This window comes from Pedococcus badiiscoriae (assembly GCF_013408925.1).
GTDB lineage: Bacteria > Actinomycetota > Actinomycetes > Actinomycetales > Dermatophilaceae > Pedococcus > Pedococcus badiiscoriae.
Window position 1 is genome coordinate 473,647 of record NZ_JACCAB010000001.1, and the last position, 18,710, is coordinate 492,356.

At 70.2% G+C, this 18,710-nt stretch carries 16 protein-coding genes and 2 tRNA genes; 3 read left to right on the forward strand and 15 right to left on the reverse strand.

What is annotated here, in order from left to right; all coding sequences use genetic code 11:
• Positions 1-13: 13 nt before the first annotated feature.
• From murA to leuC, 4 genes are all read right to left on the reverse strand, one after another.
• Positions 14-1,330 carry a UDP-N-acetylglucosamine 1-carboxyvinyltransferase gene (gene murA / locus BJ986_RS02270; protein ID WP_179420527.1) on the reverse strand — a complete coding sequence of 439 codons (1,317 nt, stop codon included), beginning with the start codon at positions 1,328-1,330 and terminating at the stop codon, positions 14-16.
• Between the two features lie 135 nt (positions 1,331-1,465).
• Positions 1,466-2,176, reverse strand: coding sequence for an HU family DNA-binding protein (locus BJ986_RS02275; protein WP_179420528.1), 711 nt, complete (start codon positions 2,174-2,176; stop codon positions 1,466-1,468).
• Between the two features lie 391 nt (positions 2,177-2,567).
• Complete coding sequence (gene leuD, locus BJ986_RS02280; RefSeq protein WP_179420529.1) at positions 2,568-3,161, reverse strand: 3-isopropylmalate dehydratase small subunit; 594 nt, start codon at positions 3,159-3,161, stop codon at positions 2,568-2,570.
• The gene (gene leuC / locus BJ986_RS02285) at positions 3,161-4,591 is read right to left on the reverse strand and encodes a 3-isopropylmalate dehydratase large subunit (RefSeq protein WP_179420530.1); all 1,431 of its coding nucleotides are present in this window, start codon (positions 4,589-4,591) and stop codon (positions 3,161-3,163) included. The genes leuD and leuC overlap by 1 nt, the downstream gene beginning before the upstream one ends.
• A gap of 142 nt (positions 4,592-4,733) precedes the next feature.
• On the opposite strand from leuC, the gene BJ986_RS02290 reads away from it, so the two are divergent.
• The gene (locus BJ986_RS02290; protein WP_056922488.1) at positions 4,734-5,477 is read left to right on the forward strand and encodes an IclR family transcriptional regulator; all 744 of its coding nucleotides are present in this window, start codon (positions 4,734-4,736) and stop codon (positions 5,475-5,477) included.
• Positions 5,478-5,545: 68 nt separating this feature from the next.
• Here BJ986_RS02290 and BJ986_RS02295 read toward each other — a convergent pair.
• From BJ986_RS02295 to BJ986_RS02315, 5 genes are all read right to left on the reverse strand, one after another.
• A tRNA-Glu gene (locus tag BJ986_RS02295) sits at positions 5,546-5,621 on the reverse strand.
• Between the two features lie 107 nt (positions 5,622-5,728).
• Positions 5,729-5,800 (reverse strand) — tRNA-Gln (locus BJ986_RS02300).
• A gap of 114 nt (positions 5,801-5,914) precedes the next feature.
• Positions 5,915-7,444 (reverse strand): glutamate--tRNA ligase, encoded by a 1,530-nt coding sequence (gene gltX, locus BJ986_RS02305; protein WP_179420531.1) that lies wholly within the window; start codon positions 7,442-7,444, stop codon positions 5,915-5,917.
• Positions 7,445-7,515: 71 nt separating this feature from the next.
• Positions 7,516-8,292, reverse strand: coding sequence for a fumarylacetoacetate hydrolase family protein (locus tag BJ986_RS02310; RefSeq protein ID WP_179420532.1), 777 nt, complete (start codon positions 8,290-8,292; stop codon positions 7,516-7,518).
• Between the two features lie 79 nt (positions 8,293-8,371).
• On the reverse strand, positions 8,372-9,325 hold the full coding sequence (locus BJ986_RS02315; RefSeq protein WP_179420533.1) for a GlxA family transcriptional regulator: 954 nt from the start codon (positions 9,323-9,325) through the stop codon (positions 8,372-8,374).
• Positions 9,326-9,448: 123 nt separating this feature from the next.
• On the opposite strand from BJ986_RS02315, the gene BJ986_RS02320 reads away from it, so the two are divergent.
• Positions 9,449-10,348, forward strand: coding sequence for a 3-methyladenine DNA glycosylase (locus tag BJ986_RS02320; RefSeq protein ID WP_179420534.1), 900 nt, complete (start codon positions 9,449-9,451; stop codon positions 10,346-10,348).
• A gap of 6 nt (positions 10,349-10,354) precedes the next feature.
• A complete protein-coding gene (gene argG, locus BJ986_RS02325) occupies positions 10,355-11,779 on the forward strand; it encodes an argininosuccinate synthase (RefSeq protein WP_179420535.1) in 1,425 nt (474 codons plus the stop codon).
• A 40-nt stretch (positions 11,780-11,819) separates the two neighbouring features.
• On the opposite strand, the gene cimA is transcribed toward argG, so the two are convergent.
• The 6 genes from cimA to BJ986_RS02355 form a co-directional block, all read right to left on the reverse strand.
• Positions 11,820-13,400, reverse strand: a complete 1,581-nt coding sequence (gene cimA / locus BJ986_RS02330; protein ID WP_179420536.1) for a citramalate synthase — start codon at positions 13,398-13,400, stop codon at positions 11,820-11,822.
• Positions 13,401-13,657: 257 nt separating this feature from the next.
• On the reverse strand, positions 13,658-14,386 hold the full coding sequence (locus tag BJ986_RS02335) for a gamma-glutamyl-gamma-aminobutyrate hydrolase family protein (RefSeq protein WP_179420537.1): 729 nt from the start codon (positions 14,384-14,386) through the stop codon (positions 13,658-13,660).
• A gap of 5 nt (positions 14,387-14,391) precedes the next feature.
• A complete protein-coding gene (locus tag BJ986_RS02340) occupies positions 14,392-15,159 on the reverse strand; it encodes a 3-oxoacyl-ACP reductase (protein WP_179420538.1) in 768 nt (255 codons plus the stop codon).
• 11 nt (positions 15,160-15,170) lie between these two features.
• Positions 15,171-16,550: an aldehyde dehydrogenase family protein gene (locus BJ986_RS02345; RefSeq protein WP_337794674.1), complete on the reverse strand. Its 1,380-nt coding sequence runs from the start codon at positions 16,548-16,550 to the stop codon at positions 15,171-15,173.
• Positions 16,547-17,914 carry a glutamine synthetase family protein gene (locus BJ986_RS02350; RefSeq protein WP_179420539.1) on the reverse strand — a complete coding sequence of 456 codons (1,368 nt, stop codon included), beginning with the start codon at positions 17,912-17,914 and terminating at the stop codon, positions 16,547-16,549. The genes BJ986_RS02345 and BJ986_RS02350 overlap by 4 nt, the downstream gene beginning before the upstream one ends.
• A 19-nt stretch (positions 17,915-17,933) precedes the next feature.
• Positions 17,934-18,656 (reverse strand): FadR/GntR family transcriptional regulator, encoded by a 723-nt coding sequence (locus BJ986_RS02355; protein ID WP_337794675.1) that lies wholly within the window; start codon positions 18,654-18,656, stop codon positions 17,934-17,936.
• Between the last annotated feature and the right edge of the window lie 54 nt (positions 18,657-18,710).

Below are 18,710 nucleotides of genomic sequence, written 5' to 3' on the forward strand. Positions count from 1 at the left end.
GGAGGGGCCCAGCTCAGCCGACCTCGTAGTCCGCTCCGAGCGAGTCGAGCTTCTCGGAGAACCGCTCGTAGCCGCGGTAGATGAGCTCGATGCCGTGCACCTTGGACTGACCCTCCGCGGCGAGCGCGGCAATGAGGTAGCTGAAGCCACCACGCAGGTCCGGCACGGTGATCTCGGCGCCCTTGAGCGGGGTCGGACCGGAGATCACGGCGCTGTGCTGGAAGTTGGCGCGGCCGAAACGGCACGGTGACCCGCCCAGGCACTCGCGGTAGATCTGGATGACCGCGCCCATCTCCCCCAGCGCCTCGGTGAAGCCGAGCCGGTTCTCGTAGACCGTCTCATGCACGATCGACAGGCCCGTGGTCTGGGTGAGGGCGACGACGAGCGGCTGCTGCCAGTCGGTCATGAAGCCGGGGTGCACGTCGGTCTCCAGCACCAGGGACTTCAGGGCGCCGCCGGCGTGCCAGAAGCGGATGCCCTCGTCGTCGATGTCGAAGTCGCCGCCGATCTTCCGGAAGACGTTGAGGAACGGCATCATCGCGAGCTGCTGGGCGCCGCGGACGTAGATGTCGCCCTTGGTCGCGAGCGCCGCGCACGCCCAGGAGCCTGCCTCGATGCGGTCGGGAACCGCCAGGTGGTCGTAGCCACCGAGCCGGTCGACGCCCTCGATCTTGATGACCCGGTCGGTCTCGACGCTGATGATCGCGCCCATCTTCTGCAGGACCGCGATGAGGTCGAGGATCTCGGGCTCCACCGCGGCGTTGCGCAGCTCGGTGACGCCCTGCGCCCGGACGGCGGTGAGCAGCACCTGCTCGGTAGCCCCCACGCTGGGGTACGGCAGCTGGATCCGGGTGCCGCGCAGGCCGTCCGGGGCCGTGAGCCGCAGTCCCTCGGGGCGCTTCTGGACATCCGCACCGAACTGGCGCAGGACGTCGAGGTGGTAGTTGATCGGGCGCTCGCCGATGCGGCAGCCCCCGAGGTCCGGGATGAAGGCCTCCCCCAAGCGGTGCAGCAGCGGGCCGCAGAGCAGCACCGGCACCCGCGACGAGCCCGCGTGGGCGTCGATGTCGGCGACGTGGGCCTGCTCGACGTTGGTCGGGTCGAGCAACAGCTCGCCGTCACGGTCGGTGGCCTCGATCTTGACGCCGTGCAGCTCCAGCAGACCCGAAACGATCTTGACGTCGGAGATCTCGGGCACCCCCCGCAGGCGGCAGGGGCCCTCCGCGAGCAGCGCAGCCACCATGGCCTTGGAGACCAGGTTCTTGGCACCCCTGACCTCGAGGTCTCCGACCAGGGGAACGCCGCCATTCACGGTGAGGATGTTTGCCATGGGCCAAGCATCGCACCCTGGCAGTGCCACCATGCGACGGAGGCCGACACCCGGATGGGTGCCGGCCTCCGCCGTGGGGCTGATGGGGCTGGTGCTTCGCCGCGGACCAGTGCCGGGCTAGGCCTCTTGTCTTCGCTAGGCCTTCTTGGCCGCGCGCTTGGTCGCGGCCTTCTTCGCGGGCGCGGCCTTCTTGGCGGGAGCCGCCTTCTTCACGACCGCCTTCTTGGCGGGAGCCGCCTTCTTGACGACGGCCTTCTTGGCGGGGGCCGCCTTCTTCACGACCGCCTTCTTCGCGGGAGCCGCCTTCTTCACGACCGCCTTGGCGGGGGCCGCCTTCTTTGCGGGGGCCGCCTTCTTCACGACCGCCTTCTTGACGGGCGCAGCCTTCGTGGCCGGAGCCGCCTTCTTCACGACCGCCTTCTTCGCGGGAGCCGCCTTCTTGGCCGGGGCGGCCTTCTTGGCCGGGGCGGCCTTCTTGGCGGGGGCGGCCTTCGTGGCGGTGCCCACGGCGGCCTTGGTCGCGCTGCCGGCAGCGGCGCGAGCCCCTGCCACAGCGGCCTTCGGCAGGGAGCGTGGGTTCTTCACGACCTCCTTGAAGGCCGAGCCGGCACGGAACTTGGGCACCACGGTCTTCTTGATCTTCACGCTGGCACCGGTGCGGGGGTTGCGACCGGTGCGGGCGGCGCGGGCTGCCTGCTCGAACGTGCCGAAGCCGGTGATGGCAACACTGCCGCCCTTGGCCACCTCGCGGATGACCACGTCCACGACGGCCGTCAGTGCATCGCTGGCTGCCTTGCGGCTGCCCAAGCGACTCTCCAGCTCCTTGATCAGTTCTGCCTTGTTCACGTCTTCCCCTCCACAGGGTTGGTGACGCCGGGCCCCTTAGCCCGACGAGTGGGCCGTCGGGCCAGTGCCCGACTTGGGTCTGACGTTAGGGTGGTTGGGCGTGCGAGTCCACCATCCCGACCCCCCGATCTGTTGTGTCGCAACGGATTGCGACGCCCCGATGGACGCCCGCCAGGCTCCGGAGGCCCGCCCCGACAGCGCGGCGGCCCGCCGGACCACTGATCGGTGGGCAGCCGGAACCGTTGTGGGTCAACGCAATTCGCGCGCCCTGGCGACGATGCGGGCGCGTTGATACCGCTGATACCCCCCGGCGCGACGCGCTCGGCGGCAGCGCCGGCCGCCCGCGGAGGCGAATTCGGGAAATTGCAGCCTGATCGGCGCGCCGGGCGCGTCAGGCGACCGTGGTGGAGGGCTTGTATGCCGGTCGGTGGCTCTCGAAGTCCGTCACGTCCTGCTCGTGGCGCAGGGTGAGGCTGATGTCGTCGAGTCCCTCGAGCAGCCGCCAGCGGGTGTAGTCGTCGACCTCGAACGGCGCGACGATGTCTCCGGCAGTGACGGTGCGGGAGACCAGGTCGACCGTCACCGAGGCGCCGGGCTCGTTCTCCAGGTACTTCCAGATCAGCTCGATGTCGTCCTGCGAGAGCTGCGCGGTGAGCAGCCCCTGCTTGCCGCTGTTGCCCCGGAAGATGTCCGCGAACCGGGAGGAGAGCACGACCCGGAACCCGTAGTTCATCAAGGCCCACACGGCGTGCTCGCGCGAGGACCCGGTCCCGAAGTCGGAGCCGGCCACGAGCACCGAGCCGGCGGCATACGACGGGTTGTTGAGGATGAACGTCTCGTCCTTGCGCCACGCGGCGAACAGGCCGTCCTCGAAGCCGCTGCGCGTCACGCGCTTGAGGTACACGGCGGGGATGATCTGGTCGGTGTCGACGTTGCTGCGGCGCAACGGGACCCCGATCCCGGTGTGGGTGGTGAACGCGTCCATCACTTGCTCCCCTCGGTGACGCCGGCGTCGACGAGATCGGCGAGGTCGGCCGGGCTGGACAGGGTGCCGCGCAGCGCGGTGGCTGCGGCGACGAGCGGGCTGACCAGGTGGGTGCGGCCGCCCTTGCCCTGCCGCCCCTCGAAGTTGCGGTTCGACGTGGAGGCGCTCCGCTCACCGGGAGCGAGCTGGTCCGGGTTCATCCCCAGGCACATCGAGCAGCCGGGAAGGCGCCACTCGGCACCGGCCGCGGTGAAGACCTGGTCGAGGCCCTCCTGCTCGGCCTGCAGCCGCACGCGCGCCGAGCCGGGCACGACGAGCATGCGCACCCCCTCGGCGACCTTGCGGCCCTTCACGATCTCGGCGGCGGCGCGCAGGTCCTCGATGCGGCCGTTGGTGCACGAGCCGACGAACACCGTGTCGACCCGGATCTCCCGCAGCGGGGTGCCGGCGGTCAGACCCATGTAGTCGAGGGCGTGCTGGGCCGCGGCCTTCTCGTTGTCGTCGCCCATCGTCTCGGGGTCGGGCACCGACTCGCCGAGCGGAAGGCCCTGGCCGGGGTTGGTCCCCCACGTGACGAACGGCGTGAGGGTGGTCGCGTCGAGGTCGACCTCGGCGTCGAACACTGCGTCGTCGTCGCTGCGCAGCGTGCTCCAGTCGGCGACGGCGGCGTCCCAGTCCGCCCCCGTCGGCGCGTGCTCGCGGCCCTGGAGGTAGTCGAACGTGGTCTGGTCCGGCGCGATCATGCCGGCGCGGGCACCGGCCTCGATGGACATGTTGCACACGGTCATCCGGGCTTCCATCGACAGGGCGCGGATGGCGCTGCCGCGGTACTCCAGGACGAAGCCCTGGCCACCGCCGGTGCCGATCTTGGCGATCACGGCGAGGGTGATGTCCTTTGCCGTCACGCCGGGTTGGAGCTCGCCCTCGACGTTGACCGCCATCGTCTTGAACGGCTTGAGCGGCAGGGTCTGGGTCGCGAGGACGTGCTCGACCTCGGACGTGCCGATCCCGAAGGCCAGCGCCCCGAAAGCACCGTGCGTGGAGGTGTGCGAGTCGCCGCAGACGATCGTCATCCCCGGCTGGGTCAGGCCGCGCTGGGGGCCGACGACGTGGACGATCCCCTGCTCCGCGTGACCCATCGGGAACAGCCGGACGCCGAACTCCTCGCAGTTGCGCCGCAGGGTGTCCACCTGGGTCTTGCTCACCAGGTCGGTGATCGGGCCGGGCGTCGTCGGGACGTTGTGGTCCTCGGTGGCCAGCGTGAGGTCGGGTCGGCGCACCGTGCGACCCGCGAGCCGGAGCCCGTCGAAGGCCTGGGGCGAGGTGACCTCGTGGATGAGGTGGAGATCGATGTACAGCAGGTCCGGCTCGCCCTCGGCGCGCCGGACGACATGCGCATCCCAGACCTTCTCGGCCAGCGTTCCTGACACGTCTCCCGCTCCTTCGTCACGTCGTGGGCGCCGACTTCGTCACGGCTTCTCGTGAGCACGGCGCTGTGCTGCAGTCCGAGGTTCGCACGCAGGACACGCCCACGGATTTGCGTCTCAGCGAATGAGACGTCAATATCAAGCCATGGACACAACCAGTGGAGTCGGCGTTCTCGACAAGGCAGCCATCGTCCTGGGCGCCCTCGAGGCCGGGCCGTCGACCCTCGCTCAGCTCGTCACCGCGACCGGCCTGGCTCGCCCCACTGCCCATCGGCTCGCGGTGGCCCTCGAGCACCACCGCCTGGTGACGCGTGACCTGCAGGGTCGGTTCGTGCTCGGCCCGCGGCTCGCCGAGCTCGCCGCCGCCGCCGGTGAGGACCGTCTGCTGGCCGCCGCCGGCCCGGTGCTCGGAGCGCTGCGCGACCACACCAACGAGAGCGCCCAGCTGTTCCGGCGCCAGGGTGACCACCGCATCTGCGTGTCCGCGGCCGAGCGTCCCGTCGGGCTGCGCGACTCGATCCCGATCGGCGCGACCCTGTCGATGCTCGCTGGGTCGGCCGCGCAGGTGCTGCTCGCCTGGGAGGAGCCCGACCGGCTGCACCGTGGCCTGCACGGCGCGAAGTTCACCGCGACGACCCTGTCCGGGGTCCGGCGCCGCGGCTGGGCCCAGAGCGTCGGCGAACGCGAGGCGGGCGTCGCCTCGGTGTCGGCGCCGGTGCGTGGCCCCTCCGGCCGCGTCGTGGCAGCCGTGTCCATCTCCGGCCCGATCGAGCGCCTCTCGCGCCAGCCCGGTCGGCTGCATGCAGCCACCGTGATCGCCGGGGCCAACAAGCTCACCGAGGTGCTCGCCCGCCACCACGCGCAGCAGCAGCAGCAGAACCACGCCTGACCCCACCAGCACCACGGGGGAAGGGGCGGACATGGGAGAAGCCCCCGTCCGTGGACGGAGGCTTCTGCTGGTAGCCCCGACGGGATTCGAACCCGCGCTACCGCCTTGAGAGGGCGGCGTGCTAGGCCGCTACACAACGGGGCCCTAGCTGGTTGCCCGCACGAGAATCCGCGGCGGGCAGCGGAGAGAACCATACCGGCAGGAAGTGGAATTCTCCGAATCGGCGTGTGCCACAAGGGCTTGCGCCTGAGCTGGGGTACCAGGACTCGAACCTAGAATGACGGTACCAGAAACCGTAGTGTTGCCAATTACACCATACCCCAAGGGGGTATCACTTCCAGCGCGCCCGAAGGCCTTCATGGGAGTGAACCGAGACGCGATACTACCGGCCCGCCGGTCACGTTCCCAAATCGGCGCCTCCGGCCGCGCGACGAGGGTCAGGAACCGGCGAGCTCGTCGCGCAACCGGTGCAGGCGCGCCAGGGTCGAGGTCTTGCCGAGGATCTCCATCGACTCGAACAACGGCGGGCTGATCCGCTGGCCGGAGACCGCGGTGCGCAACGGGCCGAACGCGAACTTCGGCTTGATGCCCATCCCCTCCACGACCGCGGAGCGCAGGGCAGCCTCGATGACGGCAGCGTTCCAGCCGCTCTCCGACCCGAGCACACCCGAACGGCTGTCGTCGATGTCCTCCAGTGCCTTGATCGCGGCAGCGAGCACCTCGCCGGAGTCGCCCTTGAGCTGGGCGCGGGCGTCCTCGGCGATCTCCAGGGCGTCGTCGGCCGTGAAGAAGGGCGCGACGAGGGCACTGGCCTCGGTCAGCAGGGCCATCCGGGTCTGGATCAGCTCGGTGACCTTGGCGAGTCGGGCGAGCTCCCCCAGGCTCGGGTTGGCGGACAGTACGCCGTCCCGCTCGAGGTAGGGCAGCAGTCGCGAGGCGAGCTCGCCGACCTCCAGCTCGCGGATGTAGACGCCGTTGAGCCACTCGAGCTTCTTGAGGTCGAAGATCGGGCCGACCGGGTTGACCTTGCTCCAGGCGAAGTCAGCGCTGAACTCCTCGAACGTGAAGACCTCGACGTCCTCACCGTCCGGGCCGGCCTTCGGCGGATAGGCAAGCAGCGCAAGGAAGTTGACGAGAGCCTCGGGCAGGTAGCCCTGCTCCTTGAACCAGGTCAGCCGGGCAGCGGGGTTCTTGCGCTTGGAGATCTTGGACTTGTCGGTGTTGCGCAGCAGCGGCATGTGCGCGAACGCCGGCGCCTCGAGGCCGAGCCACTGGTAGAGGAGGATGTGCTTGGGCGTGCTGGAGATCCACTCCTCGCCGCGCACCACGTGGGTGATCCCCATCTCGTGGTCGTCCACGACGACGGCGAGGTGGTAGGTCGGGAACCCGTCGGCCTTGAGGATGACCTGGTCGTCCGGGCGGGGCGCCGAGACACGGCCGCGGATGAGGTCGTCGAACTGCAGCGGGGCGTCCTGCGGGATGAGCATGCGGACCACCGGAGTCTCGGAGAAGCCCGGCAGCTCGGCACGCTCCTCGCGGGTCTTGCCGACACAGAGCCGGTCGTAACCGGTGGGCTGCTTGAGCTTCTGTTGCATCTCGCGCATCTGCGTCAGCCGCTCGGTGGAGCACCAGCAGTGGTATGCCTTGCCCTCCGCCAGCAGTCGCTCGACGTAGGGCCGATAGGTGTCCAGCCGCTCGCTCTGGCGGTAGGGGGCATAGGGGCCACCGACGTCCGGGCCCTCGTCCCACCGCAGGCCGAGCCAGTGCAGCGTGTCGAACACCTGCTGCTCGCTGTCCGCCTGGAACCGGGCCCGGTCGGTGTCCTCGATGCGCAGCACGAACGACCCGCCCTGCTGGCGCGCGAAGGCGAGGTTGAACAGCGACATGTAGGCGGTGCCGACGTGCGGGTCGCCGGTGGGCGACGGCGCGACGCGGAGGCGGGGTGCGGTGGCGGGCTTCTCAGTCATGGTGCCCCGATTCTAGGGACCCCCCACGCAGGCGAGGTATGCCGCGTGGCCGGGCCCGCGACCTACCCGCCTCAGCGACGCACGAAGGTGTTGCTGAGGGTGCCGATGCCCTCGATCTCGACGTCCACCCGCTGGCCGGGCTCGACGAGGCCGACGCCGGCAGGCGTGCCAGTCAGGATGACGTCGCCGGGCAGCAGGGTGAAGGCGGAGCTCACGTACGACACCAGGGTCTCGACGTCGAAGATCATGTCGGCCGTGGAGCCGTCCTGGCGGACCTGCCCGTCGAGGCGGGTCTGGATCCGCAGCGCGTCCACGTCCAGCTCGGTGCTGATCCACGGGCCGAGCGGCGTGGAGGTGTCGAAGCCCTTGGCCCTAGCCCACTGCCCGTCGCCGCGCTGCCAGTCGCGGGCCGTGACGTCGTTGGCGCACGTGTAGCCGTAGACGACCTCGCCGACCCGGTTCCTGGGCACGTCCTTGGCGATCCGGCCGATGACGACCGCGAGCTCGCCCTCGTAGGAGATCTCCTGCGCGCCCGCCGGCATCACGATCGGGTCGCCGGGGCCGACCACGGCCGTGTTGGGGACGAGGAACATGAGCGGCTCGGCGGGCGGCTCGCCACCCATCTCCTTGGCGTGGTCGGCGTAGTTGCGACCGATGCCGATCACCTTGCTGCGCGGGATGACGGGGGCGAGGAGCCTGGCATCGGCCAGGGCCACCTGCTCCCCCGTGAGCACGAGGGGCTGGTAGAGCGGGTCACCCTGGACCTGGGCGATGAACTCGCGTCCGGGCTCGCCCTCGACGATGCCGTAGGCCGGGTCCTCACCTGTCGTGTATCTCGCGATGCGCACCGGACGAGCCTAGCGGGGGTCACGGCTCGGCCCGCGGTCGCGAGGCGATCGCCGGCCGCGCGCACCGGCCGCGCTTCGATCAGCGAGCGGAGAACTCCCGGCGGTAGCGCTGGGGCGAGGTGCCCACGACCGTCTGGAAGTGGGTGCGCAGCAGGGCCGCCGAGCCGAACCCGCTGTGGGCCGCCACCGACTCGACGGGAAGGTCGGTCGACTCGAGCAGCTCGCGGGCCCGCAGCACGCGCTGCTGGACGATCCACTTGTGCGGCGTGGTGCCGGTCTCGGCGACGAACCGGCGCGCGAAGGTGCGCTCCGACATCATCGCGAGCCGGGCCAGGTCGGGCACGGTGTGAGTGGCGTCGAGGTTCTCGGTGACGTGGTCGAGGACCGGCTGGATGCTCTCGCAGTCCGTCTCGGGCAGGGGCGCCTCGATGTACTGGCGCTGCCCACCATCGCGCTGGGGCGGCACGACCATCCGGCGGGCGATCCGCGTGGCAACGGCCGAGCCGAGCTCGCGCCGCACGAGGTGCAGGCAGGCATCGATCCCCGCGGCCGTCCCCGCCCCGGTGATGATCGACCCCTCGTCGATGAACAGCACGTCCATCGAGACCTCGGTGCGCGGGAATCGCTGGGCGAACCGCTCGGCGTAGCGCCAGTGGGTCACCGCCGTCAGGCCGTCGAGCAGTCCGGTCGCGCCCAGGACGAAGGCCCCGGTGCAGATCGACAGGATCGTCGCGCCCTGCCGGTGGGCTTCGCGGATCGTCTCAAGGAGCTCCGGGGGGTACTCGTCGCGGATCCCCCCGGCGGGGATCACCAGGAGGTCGACGCCGATCGCGTCGGCCCAGGCATGGGTGGGGACGAACTGACCGCCGCTGGTCGTGGGGACCGGCTCGCCGGCCCGCTCGCCACAGGTGATGAAGCTGAACGGGGGGACGCCGTCGTCGGTGCGGTCGATCCCGAAGACCTCACAGGCGACGGACATCTCGAACATGGCCATCGGGTTGCTCGCGATGGCGGCGATGCTGCGCAGTGCCATGACAGGAGTATGGCAGAAAACTCGCTGCGCGCGTCAGTTCTGCCACGAGTGGTTGAGGTGGAAGGGGGCGTGACCTCACACATGATGGTCAGCCCGCTCCCCAACCCGGATATCCTGCCGCCGATGAGTACCCGGGTGCTGGCGCGCGAGCTGTGGGAGCCCCTCGAGGCCGACCACGCCCGTCGCGTCGACGCTGCCACCTCCGGCCACCGCGAGCGTCGCCAGAGCGGCACGTCCCACCCGGTCGAGGACTTCCTGTTCACCTACTACCCGTTCAAGCCGTCCCAGCTGCGTCGCTGGCACCCCGGTCCCGGCGTGGTCCTGCTGGACTCGGCAGACCTGGACCGAGGAGGCTGGCGGTTCTACCGCGAGGTGGGCGGTGGCACCCAGCTCGACACCGCGGCATACCTCGAATCACGAAGGGGCACGGTCGAGTTCGTCCGGCGCCTGGTGACGGCGACCCGGGCCCGACCGGCCCAGCTCGGGTGCTTCGGCCTGCACGAGTGGGCGATGGTCTACCGGCAGCCGGCAGAGCAGGTGCGTCACGCGGCCTGGCCGCTGCGCCTGGGCGCACGCGGCACCGACGAGGTCGTGGACGGCCTGCAGCTCAAGTGCACGCACTACGACGCCTTCCGGTTCTACACCCCTCCCGCGCGGTCGCTGAACCTGCTCCAGCCGACCCGTGAGGACCAGGTGGCACTCGAACAGCCGGGGTGCCTCCATGCAGGCATGGACCTCTACAAGTGGTGCATGAAGCTCGCGCCCGCGATCCCCAGCTCGCTGGTGATGGACTGTTTCGACCTGGCCCGACAGATCCGCGAGCTCGACATGCGCGCCTCGCCGTACGACCTGCGCAGCCTCGGCTATGTCCCCGTCGCGATCGAGACGCCCCAGGGGCGGGCAGAGTATGCCGCCGCCCAGCGCGACTTCGCGACGCGCGGCCAGGACCTGCGCGTCCGCCTGCTCAGCGCGCTGGACGGACTGGACGCCGTGCGCACCGACCGGGCGCGGGCCGTAGGCTGACCTACCGTGTCGAAAGTTCTGACGTCCCTGCCTGTTGGTGAGCGTGTCGGGATCGCCTTCTCGGGCGGTCTGGACACCTCGGTCGCCGTTGCCTGGATGCGCGAGAAGGGGGCGATTCCCTGCACCTACACCGCGAACCTCGGCCAGTACGACGAGCCGGAGATCGACACGGTCCCTGACCGTGCCGGCCAGTACGGCGCCGAGCTCGCGCGCCTGGTCGACTGCCGTCCCGCTCTCGTCGAGGAGGGCCTGTCCGCCATCGCGTGCGGCGCCTTCCACATCCGCAGCGGCGGCAAGACCTACTTCAACACCACTCCCCTGGGCCGCGTCGTCACCGGCACCCTGCTCGTGCGCGCGATGAAGGATGACGGGGTCGAGATCTGGGGCGATGGCTCCACCTTCAAGGGCAACGACATCGAGCGGTTCTACCGCTACGGCCTGCTGGCCAACCCGGCCCTGCGCATCTACAAGCCCTGGCTCGACGCCGACTTCGTGACCGAGCTCGGCGGCCGCAAGGAGATGTCCGAGTGGCTCCTCGCCCGCGACCTGCCCTACCGGTCGAGCACCGAGAAGGCCTACTCCACCGACGCCAACATCTGGGGCGCCACCCACGAGGCCAAGACGCTCGAGTTCCTCAGCGAGAGCATGGAGATCGTCGAGCCGATCATGGGCGTGGCCTTCTGGGACGAGTCGGTCGCGATCGCCACCGAGGACGTCACGGTGCGGTTCGAGCAGGGACGTCCGGTCGCCATCAACGGTGAGACGTTCCCCGACGCGGTGGCGCTGGTCGACGCGGCCAACAGGATCGGCGGCCGCCACGGCCTCGGGATGTCCGACCAGATCGAGAACCGGATCATCGAGGCCAAGAGCCGCGGCATCTACGAAGCTCCCGGCCTGGCCCTGCTCTGGATCACGTACGAGCGACTGCTCAACGCGATCCACAACGAGGACACGGTCGCGAACTACCACGCCGAGGGCCGTCGCCTGGGGCGGCTGCTCTACGAAGGCCGCTGGCTCGACCCCCAGTCGCTCATGCTGCGCGAGTCCCTGCAGCGATGGGTCGCCTCGGTCGTCACCGGCGAGGTCACGCTCCGGCTGCGCAGGGGCGACGACTACACGATCGTCGACACCACTGGCCCCGCGTTCAGCTACCACCCCGAGAAGCTCTCGATGGAGCGCACCGAGGGTGCCGCCTTCGGTCCGGTCGACCGGATCGGCCAGCTGACCATGCGCAACCTCGACATCGCCGACTCGCGTGCCAAGCTCGAGCTGTATGCCGCGCAGGGCCAGCTCGTGGCCCGTCACCAGGACCTCGTCGGTGACCTCGAGCCCGGCGGCGCCAAGGCCATCTCGTCGAATCCCCATGCAGCACAGGCGGACTCGGACGACGACGCCCTGGACCGGGCCGCCATCGAGTCAGGGACCGACTGACCCCGAGGACTGGCCCACCGGCCGGGACCAGCGGACCGGCCTACCGGACCGGGACGCCGGCGCGCACGAGTCCGTAGGTGACACCATCCACGAGCGCGTGCCATGACGCCTCGATGATGTTGCCGGCGACCCCGATGGTCTCCCACGACGTCGAGCCGTCGGAGGTCTCGATGAGCACGCGGGTCACCGCGTCCGTACCGTGGGCCGCGTCGAGGATGCGCACCCGGAAGTCGATCAGCTCGAGCTTGTCGAGCTCGGGGTAGGCGGGGGCCAGCGCCCGGCGCAACGCGTGGTCGAGGGCGTTCACGGGACCGTTCCCCTCGCCCGTGGCGACCACCCGCTCGCCTCCCGCGACCACCTTGACGGTCGCCTCCGACAGGGCGTCCTCGCCGCCACGGGCATCCGTGATGACGCGCCAGGACTCGACCTCGAAGAAGTCGTAGCCACCGCCCTCGACCTCGCGGCGCAGCAGCAGCTCGAACGAGGCATCGGCCGCGTCGAAGGTGTAGCCACGCAGCTCGAGGTCCTTGACCCTGGCCAGCACGCGGGTGAGCAGCTCGTTGTCGTCCGAGAGGTCGTAGCCCAGCTCGCGGCCCTTGAGCTCGATGCTCGCGCGACCAGCCATGTCGGACACCAGCATCCGCATGTCGTTGCCCACGTGCTGGGGATCGGTGTGCTGGTAGAGGTCAGGGTCGACCTTGATGGCGCTGGCGTGCAGACCCGCCTTGTGCGCGAACGCGCTGGCACCGACGTAGGGCTGGCGCGAGTACGGCGGCACGTTGGTGATCTCGGAGATCGCGTGGGCGATGCGGGTGGCCTCGCGCAGGCGTCCGGTCTCCAGCAGCGGCAGGCCCCGCTTGATCTGGAGGTTGCTGACGACCGTGAGCAGGTCGGCATTACCGGTGCGCTCGCCGTACCCGTTGATCGTTCCCTGCACGTGGGTCGCGCCCGCGTCCACCGCCGCCATCGAGTTCGCCACCGCACACCCGGTGTCGTTGTGGCAGTGGATGCCCACGCGCGCCGAGGTCGCGCCGACGGCGTCGGCCACCACGTCGGCGATCTGGTCGGGCAGCATGCCGCCGTTGGTGTCGCAGAGGGCGACCACCTCGGCTCCCGACTCCATCGCGGCACGGACGACCTCGAGCGCGTAGGCGCGGTCGGCGGCATACCCGTCGAAGAAGTGCTCGGCGTCGAGGAAGACGCGCCGTCCTTCCGCGTGCAGGAAGGAGACGGTGTCGCGCACCATGGCGAGGTTCTCCTCGAGAGTGGTGCGCAGCGCCGAAGCCACGTGGCGCACATGGGATTTCGCGACGAGGGTGACGACCGGGGCCCCGGAGTCCACCAGGGCGCGGACCTGCGGGTCGTCGGCCGCGACACCGCCGGCCCGCCTGGTCGCGCCGAACGCGGCGAGGGTCGCGTTGCGCAGGGCCAGCTCGGTCCTGGCGCGCGCGAAGAACTCGGTGTCCTTCGGGTTGGCACCCGGCCAGCCCCCCTCGATGAAGCCGACACCGAGCTCGTCCAGGTGCATGGCAATGGCCAGCTTGTCCGACACGGAGAGGTTGAGCCCCTCCTGCTGCGCACCGTCGCGCAGGGTGGTGTCGTAGACGTGCAGGTCGCTCATCGCTGGTCCGTTTCCTCGGTCGCTCGGTGCGAGCGGACTTCCTCGTGTCCCGCTGTCATTGTCCCCGCGTCGCGTCCTGGCTGGCTCGGGGTGTGTCCCGCCAAAACAAAAGACCCCCCGGGTGCGGGAGGTCTGCGCGACGAGGAGCTCTCGTCGCGCTAGGCGATAATGACGGTGGCGGTCGCCACGGTGCGGGACTTCACAGGCTCACTCTGACACGTCGTGTCCGCCGGATGAAGCCCGGGTCCGCATGGTGGTCAGCGCGTGCCCGCCTCCCGGTGCGACGCGGCCGCGCGCACGAGGGCCTCGAACAGGCGCGGGTCATCCCCCTCCTCGGGGTGCCACTGCACGGCCAGCCGGAACCCCGCGTCCGGGTCCTCCATGGCCTCGAGCGTGCCGTCGGACGCCCATGCCGAGGGGACGAAGCCAGGGTGGGTCAGCACCGCCTGGTGGTGGTAGCTCGGCACCACCGTGGAGTCCCCGAGCAGTGCGTTCACGCGGGTCCCGGCGACCGTGGTGACCGGGTGGCTCCCGTAGGCCCCCTCGTGCGGCGAATGGTCCTGGTGGCCCACGCGGTCCGGAAGGTGCTGCTCCAGCTCACCGCCCGCTGCGACGGCCATCACCTGCATGCCTCGGCAGATGCCCAGCAGGGGCACGCGTTGCTCGGCTGCAGAGGTGGCCAGGGCCAGCTCCATGGCGTCGCGGTCCTCCCGCGAGTCCTGGACCGAGGCGTGTCGCGGGCGCGCGTAGCGGGCGGGGTCGACGTCGGCCCCGCCGGCGATGACGAGCCCGTCGAGCCGCGAGAGCACCTCCGCTGCCAGACCGGGGTCACCGTCCGCCCGCGGCGGGATGATGACGACCAACCCGCCGGCCTGTTCGATGGTGCGGACGTAGGAGTAGGGAACCGTGGCGCTGGGGACGTCGTGCCAGACGGCTCGCGTCACCGGCTCGACGTAACAGGTCAACCCGATGACCGGGCGGCTCACCGAGCTCACAACGGGGTGACGTACGCGCCGCTGATGCCGCCGTCGACGAGGAACTGCGAGGCGGTGATGAAGCTGGACTCGTCGCTGGCGAGGAAGAGCACGGCATTCGCGATCTCGGTGGGTTCGGCGAAGCGGCCGACCGGGATGTGCACCATGCGCCTGGCCGCCCGCTCGGGGTCCTTGGCGAACAGCTCCTGGAGCAGCGGCGTGTTCACCGGCCCCGGGCACAGTGCGTTGACCCGCACTCCCTCCCGGGCGAACTGCACCCCGAGCTCACGCGACATCGACAGCACGCCGCCCTTGCTGGCCGTGTAGGAGATCTGGCTCGTGGCGGCACCCATCACCGCGACGAACGAGGCGGTGTTGATGATCGAGCCGCGTCCCTGCTCCAGCATGTAGGGCAGGACGGCCTTGCAGCACAGGTAGACGCTCGTGAGGTTGACCTCCTGCACGCGCCGCCAGGCGTCGAGCCCGGTCGTGAGGATCGAGTCGTCGTCAGGCGGCGAGATCCCCGCATTGTTGAAGGCCACGTCGACACTGCCGAACAGCTCCTTGGCCGTGCGGAAGAGCGTCTCGACCTCCTCGGGGTCCGTCACGTCGCAGTGGACGAACGCGCCGCCGAGCTGCGCGGCGATCCTCTCCCCCGCGGCGTCGTCGAGGTCGCCGATGACGACCCGTGCCCCCTCCTCGGCGAAGCGTTGCACCGTGGCGAGCCCGATGCCGCTGCATCCGCCCGTGACGACGGCGACCTTGCCCGCGAGCCTGCCTGCCATGAAATGTCCTCTCAGCTGTCCGTGGAGATGAAAACGTTCTTGACCTCGCTGAACGAGTCCAGGGCGTCTGGTCCGAGCTCGCGGCCGAGGCCGGACTGCTTGAATCCCCCGAAGGGGGTGGAGTACCGCACGCTGCTGTGCGAGTTGACCGACAGGTTGCCCGCCGCGACGCCACGGGACACCCGCAGGGCACGACCGACGTCGCGCGTCCAGATCGAGCCCGACAGCCCGTATGCCGTGTCGTTCGCCTTCGCGATCGCGTCGGCCTCGTCCTCGAACGGCATCACCGCGACGACCGGCCCGAAGACCTCTTCCTGCCAGACGCGGTCGGACGTGGCCCGGGGCAGCACGACCGTCGGTGGGTACCAGTAGCCGGAGCCCTCGGGCGCTGCACCGCGGAAGGCCACCTCGACCGGCTCGGGCGACTCCTCGACATAGGACCGGACGGTCTCGCGCTGACCCGCGCTGATCAGCGGCCCCATCTCCGTGCCCTCGTCCCCGGGAGCGGCGACCACGACTCCCGCCACGGCCGGCTCGAAGAGCTCCATGAACCTGTCGAAGACGCTGCGCTGCACCAGGATCCGGCTCCGCGCACAGCAGTCCTGCCCCGCGTTGTCGAACACGCCGTAGGGGGCCGTGGCCGCCGCCTTCTCCAGGTCGCTGTCGGCGAAGACGATGTTGGCGCTCTTGCCACCGAGCTCGAGGGTGATCCGCTTGACCTGGTCGGCAGCGCCGCGCATGATCCGCTGACCCACCGCAGTAGAACCCGTGAAGCAGATCTTGCGCACCGCGGGGTGGGTGACGAACCGCTCGCCCACCACCGAGCCCTTGCCCGCGACCACGGTGAAGACCCCCTCGGGCAGCCCTGCCTCCAGGGCCAGCTCACCGAGGCGCAGCGCCGTCAGCGGGGTGAGCTCGGCCGGCTTGAGCACGACCGTGTTCCCCGCGGCCAGGGCGGGCGCGAACCCCCAGCCGGCGATGGGCATCGGGAAGTTCCAGGGCACGATGATCCCGACCGTCCCGAGGGGCTCCTTGAAGGTCACGTCGAGCCCACCGGCCACAGGGATCTGCCGACCGAAGTGGCGTTCTGGCGCGGCCGAGTAGTACGTCAGGACGTCACGGACGTTGCCCGCCTCCCACCGGGCGTTGCCGATGGTGTGGCCGGCGTTCTCCACCTCGAGGCGGGCCAGCTCCTCGAGGTGGTCGTCGACCACCTCGGCGAACCGGCGCAGCAACCGGCCCCGGTCGGCAGGGGCGACGGCGCGCCAGGCGGGTCCGGCGGCCTCCGCGGCGGCGATGGCTGCGTCCGCGTCCTCGACGGACGCCAGGCTGATCTGGCTCACCACGGCCTCGGTGGCCGGGTTGAGGACTTCGTGGATGTCGGCGCTCACAGTCGCTCGAACCCCCGGACCCGCTCCCAGTCGGTGACCGCCGCGTTGAAGGCGGCCAGCTCGACCTTGGCGGCGTGGGCGTAGTGCTCGACCACGTCGTCCCCCAGCGCGGCGCGGGCGACGGTCGAGCGCAGGAACAGCTCCCGTGCCTCGCTGAGCAGTGAGGGCACGCGTTCCTTGTCCGAGGCATACGCGTTGCCGCCGAACGCCGGTTCGAGCGGCAGCTCCTCACGTATGCCGTGCAGCCCGGCTGCGAGCATGCCCGCCACCGCGAGGTAGGGGTTCACGTCGCCGCCCGGGACGCGGTTCTCGACCCGCAGGCCCGCACCATGCCCCACGACGCGCAGGGCGCAGGTCCGGTTGTCCGTGCCCCAGGCGATGGCGGTGGGAGCGAACGACCCGGGCTGGAACCGCTTGTAGGAGTTGATGTTCGGCGCGTAGAGCAGGGTGAAGTCCCGCATCGTGGCCTGGATGCCCGCGACGAAGTGCTCGAACAGCACCGAGCGTCCACCCTCGCGGTCGTCGTCGGCGAAGACCGCCTCGCCACCGAGTCCGCGCAGGGACAGGTGGATGTGGCAGGAGTTCCCCTCGCGCTCGTCGAACTTCGCCATGAAGGTCAGCGACTGCCCGTGCCTGGCCGCGATCTCCTTGGCAGCCGTCTTGTAGACGACGTGGTTGTCACAGGTCCGCACCACCTCGTCGTAGAGGAAGGCGATCTCGTGCTGCCCCGGGTTGCACTCCCCCTTCGCGCTCTCCACGGTGACGCCCGCGGCATACATCTCGTTGCGGATGTCGCGCAGCAGGGGCTCCACCTTGGTGCCGCCGAGGATCGAGTAGTCGACGTTGTAGCGGTTGGCACCGGTCAGGCCCTGGTAGCGCCGGTCCCACGCCTGCTCGTAGCTCTCCTCGAAGACGATGAACTCCAGCTCTGTCCCCGTGAGCGCGACGAAGCCGAGCTCGGCCGCAGCGTCCACCTGGGCCTGGAGCACCGAGCGCGGCGAGGGGCGGACCGGACCGCTCCCGTCGAGCCAGGACAGGTCGCACTGCACCGTGGCGGAGTAGGGCTGGCCAGGGGTGCGCCGCAGCGTCGACAGGTCGAGGTCGAACATCATGTCGCCGTAGCCGCGCTCCCACGAGCTGATCGCATAGCCGTCGACCGTGTTCATGTCGACGTCCACGGCCAGGAGGTAGTTGCACCCCTCGGTGCCGTGCCCGAGGACCGAGTCGAGGAAGAACTGGCTGTGGATCCGCTTGCCCTGCAACCGTCCCTGCATGTCGGTGAAGGCCACGATGACGGTGTCGATGATGCCCGCGGCGATGTCGGCCTTGAGCTCCTCGACGGTCAGCCGGGGTGGTGTGGTCATGGTGTCTCCCTGTCCTGCCTCAGCCCAGCAACCCGCGCAGCAGGGCTGCCGTGGCGTCGCAGTGCTCTTCCAAGGTGGCCCGCGCGGTGTCGGCGTCCCCGCCGAGGATGGCCGCGACGATGGCCTCGTGCTGGTCGTTGGAGTGCGCGATGTTGAGTGGCAGCACGGGGATCGCCGTGAGCAGCTCGTGCAGCGCGGACTGGGCGCGGGTGACCGCCTCGATGAGCATCGGGGAGCCGGAGAGCGTCGCGATGGCCAGGTGGAAGCGGCTGTCGGCGAGCCGGTGGGCGGCGTTGTCAGGCGCCTCCCGCGCCGCTTTGGCACTCTCGATCAGCCAGGCCCGCTGGTCGGCGGCGAGCGCCTTCGTGGCGGCCAGGGCGGCGGCGCCCGGTTCGACGACGCGGCGGAAGTCCATCGCGTCGGCCAGCGCGGCCCCGGTGCGCACTCGCGTCTCGCCAGTGCCCGGCTCCAGCCCGACGTAGGTGATGACCGTGCCCCCGCCTCGGCCGCGTCGCGTGGTGACGAGGCCGGACTGACGCAGGGCCGCGATGGCCTCCCGAAGGGTGTTGCGACTGACACCGAGGCGCTCTGCGAGCTCGCGCTCGGGCGGGAGCTGGTCGCCGTCGGTGAAGACCCCCAGTCGGATGGCCGTCGCGAGCTGTTCGACGGTGGACTCGAACGCGTTGCCGGACGCGGGCCGCAGCACCACGAGCGGCAGGGACGTCGGCTGGGCGGGACTCACGTTCAGATCCAATACCCCCCAGGAGGTCACGTCAATGGTCTGCGAAAGAACCAT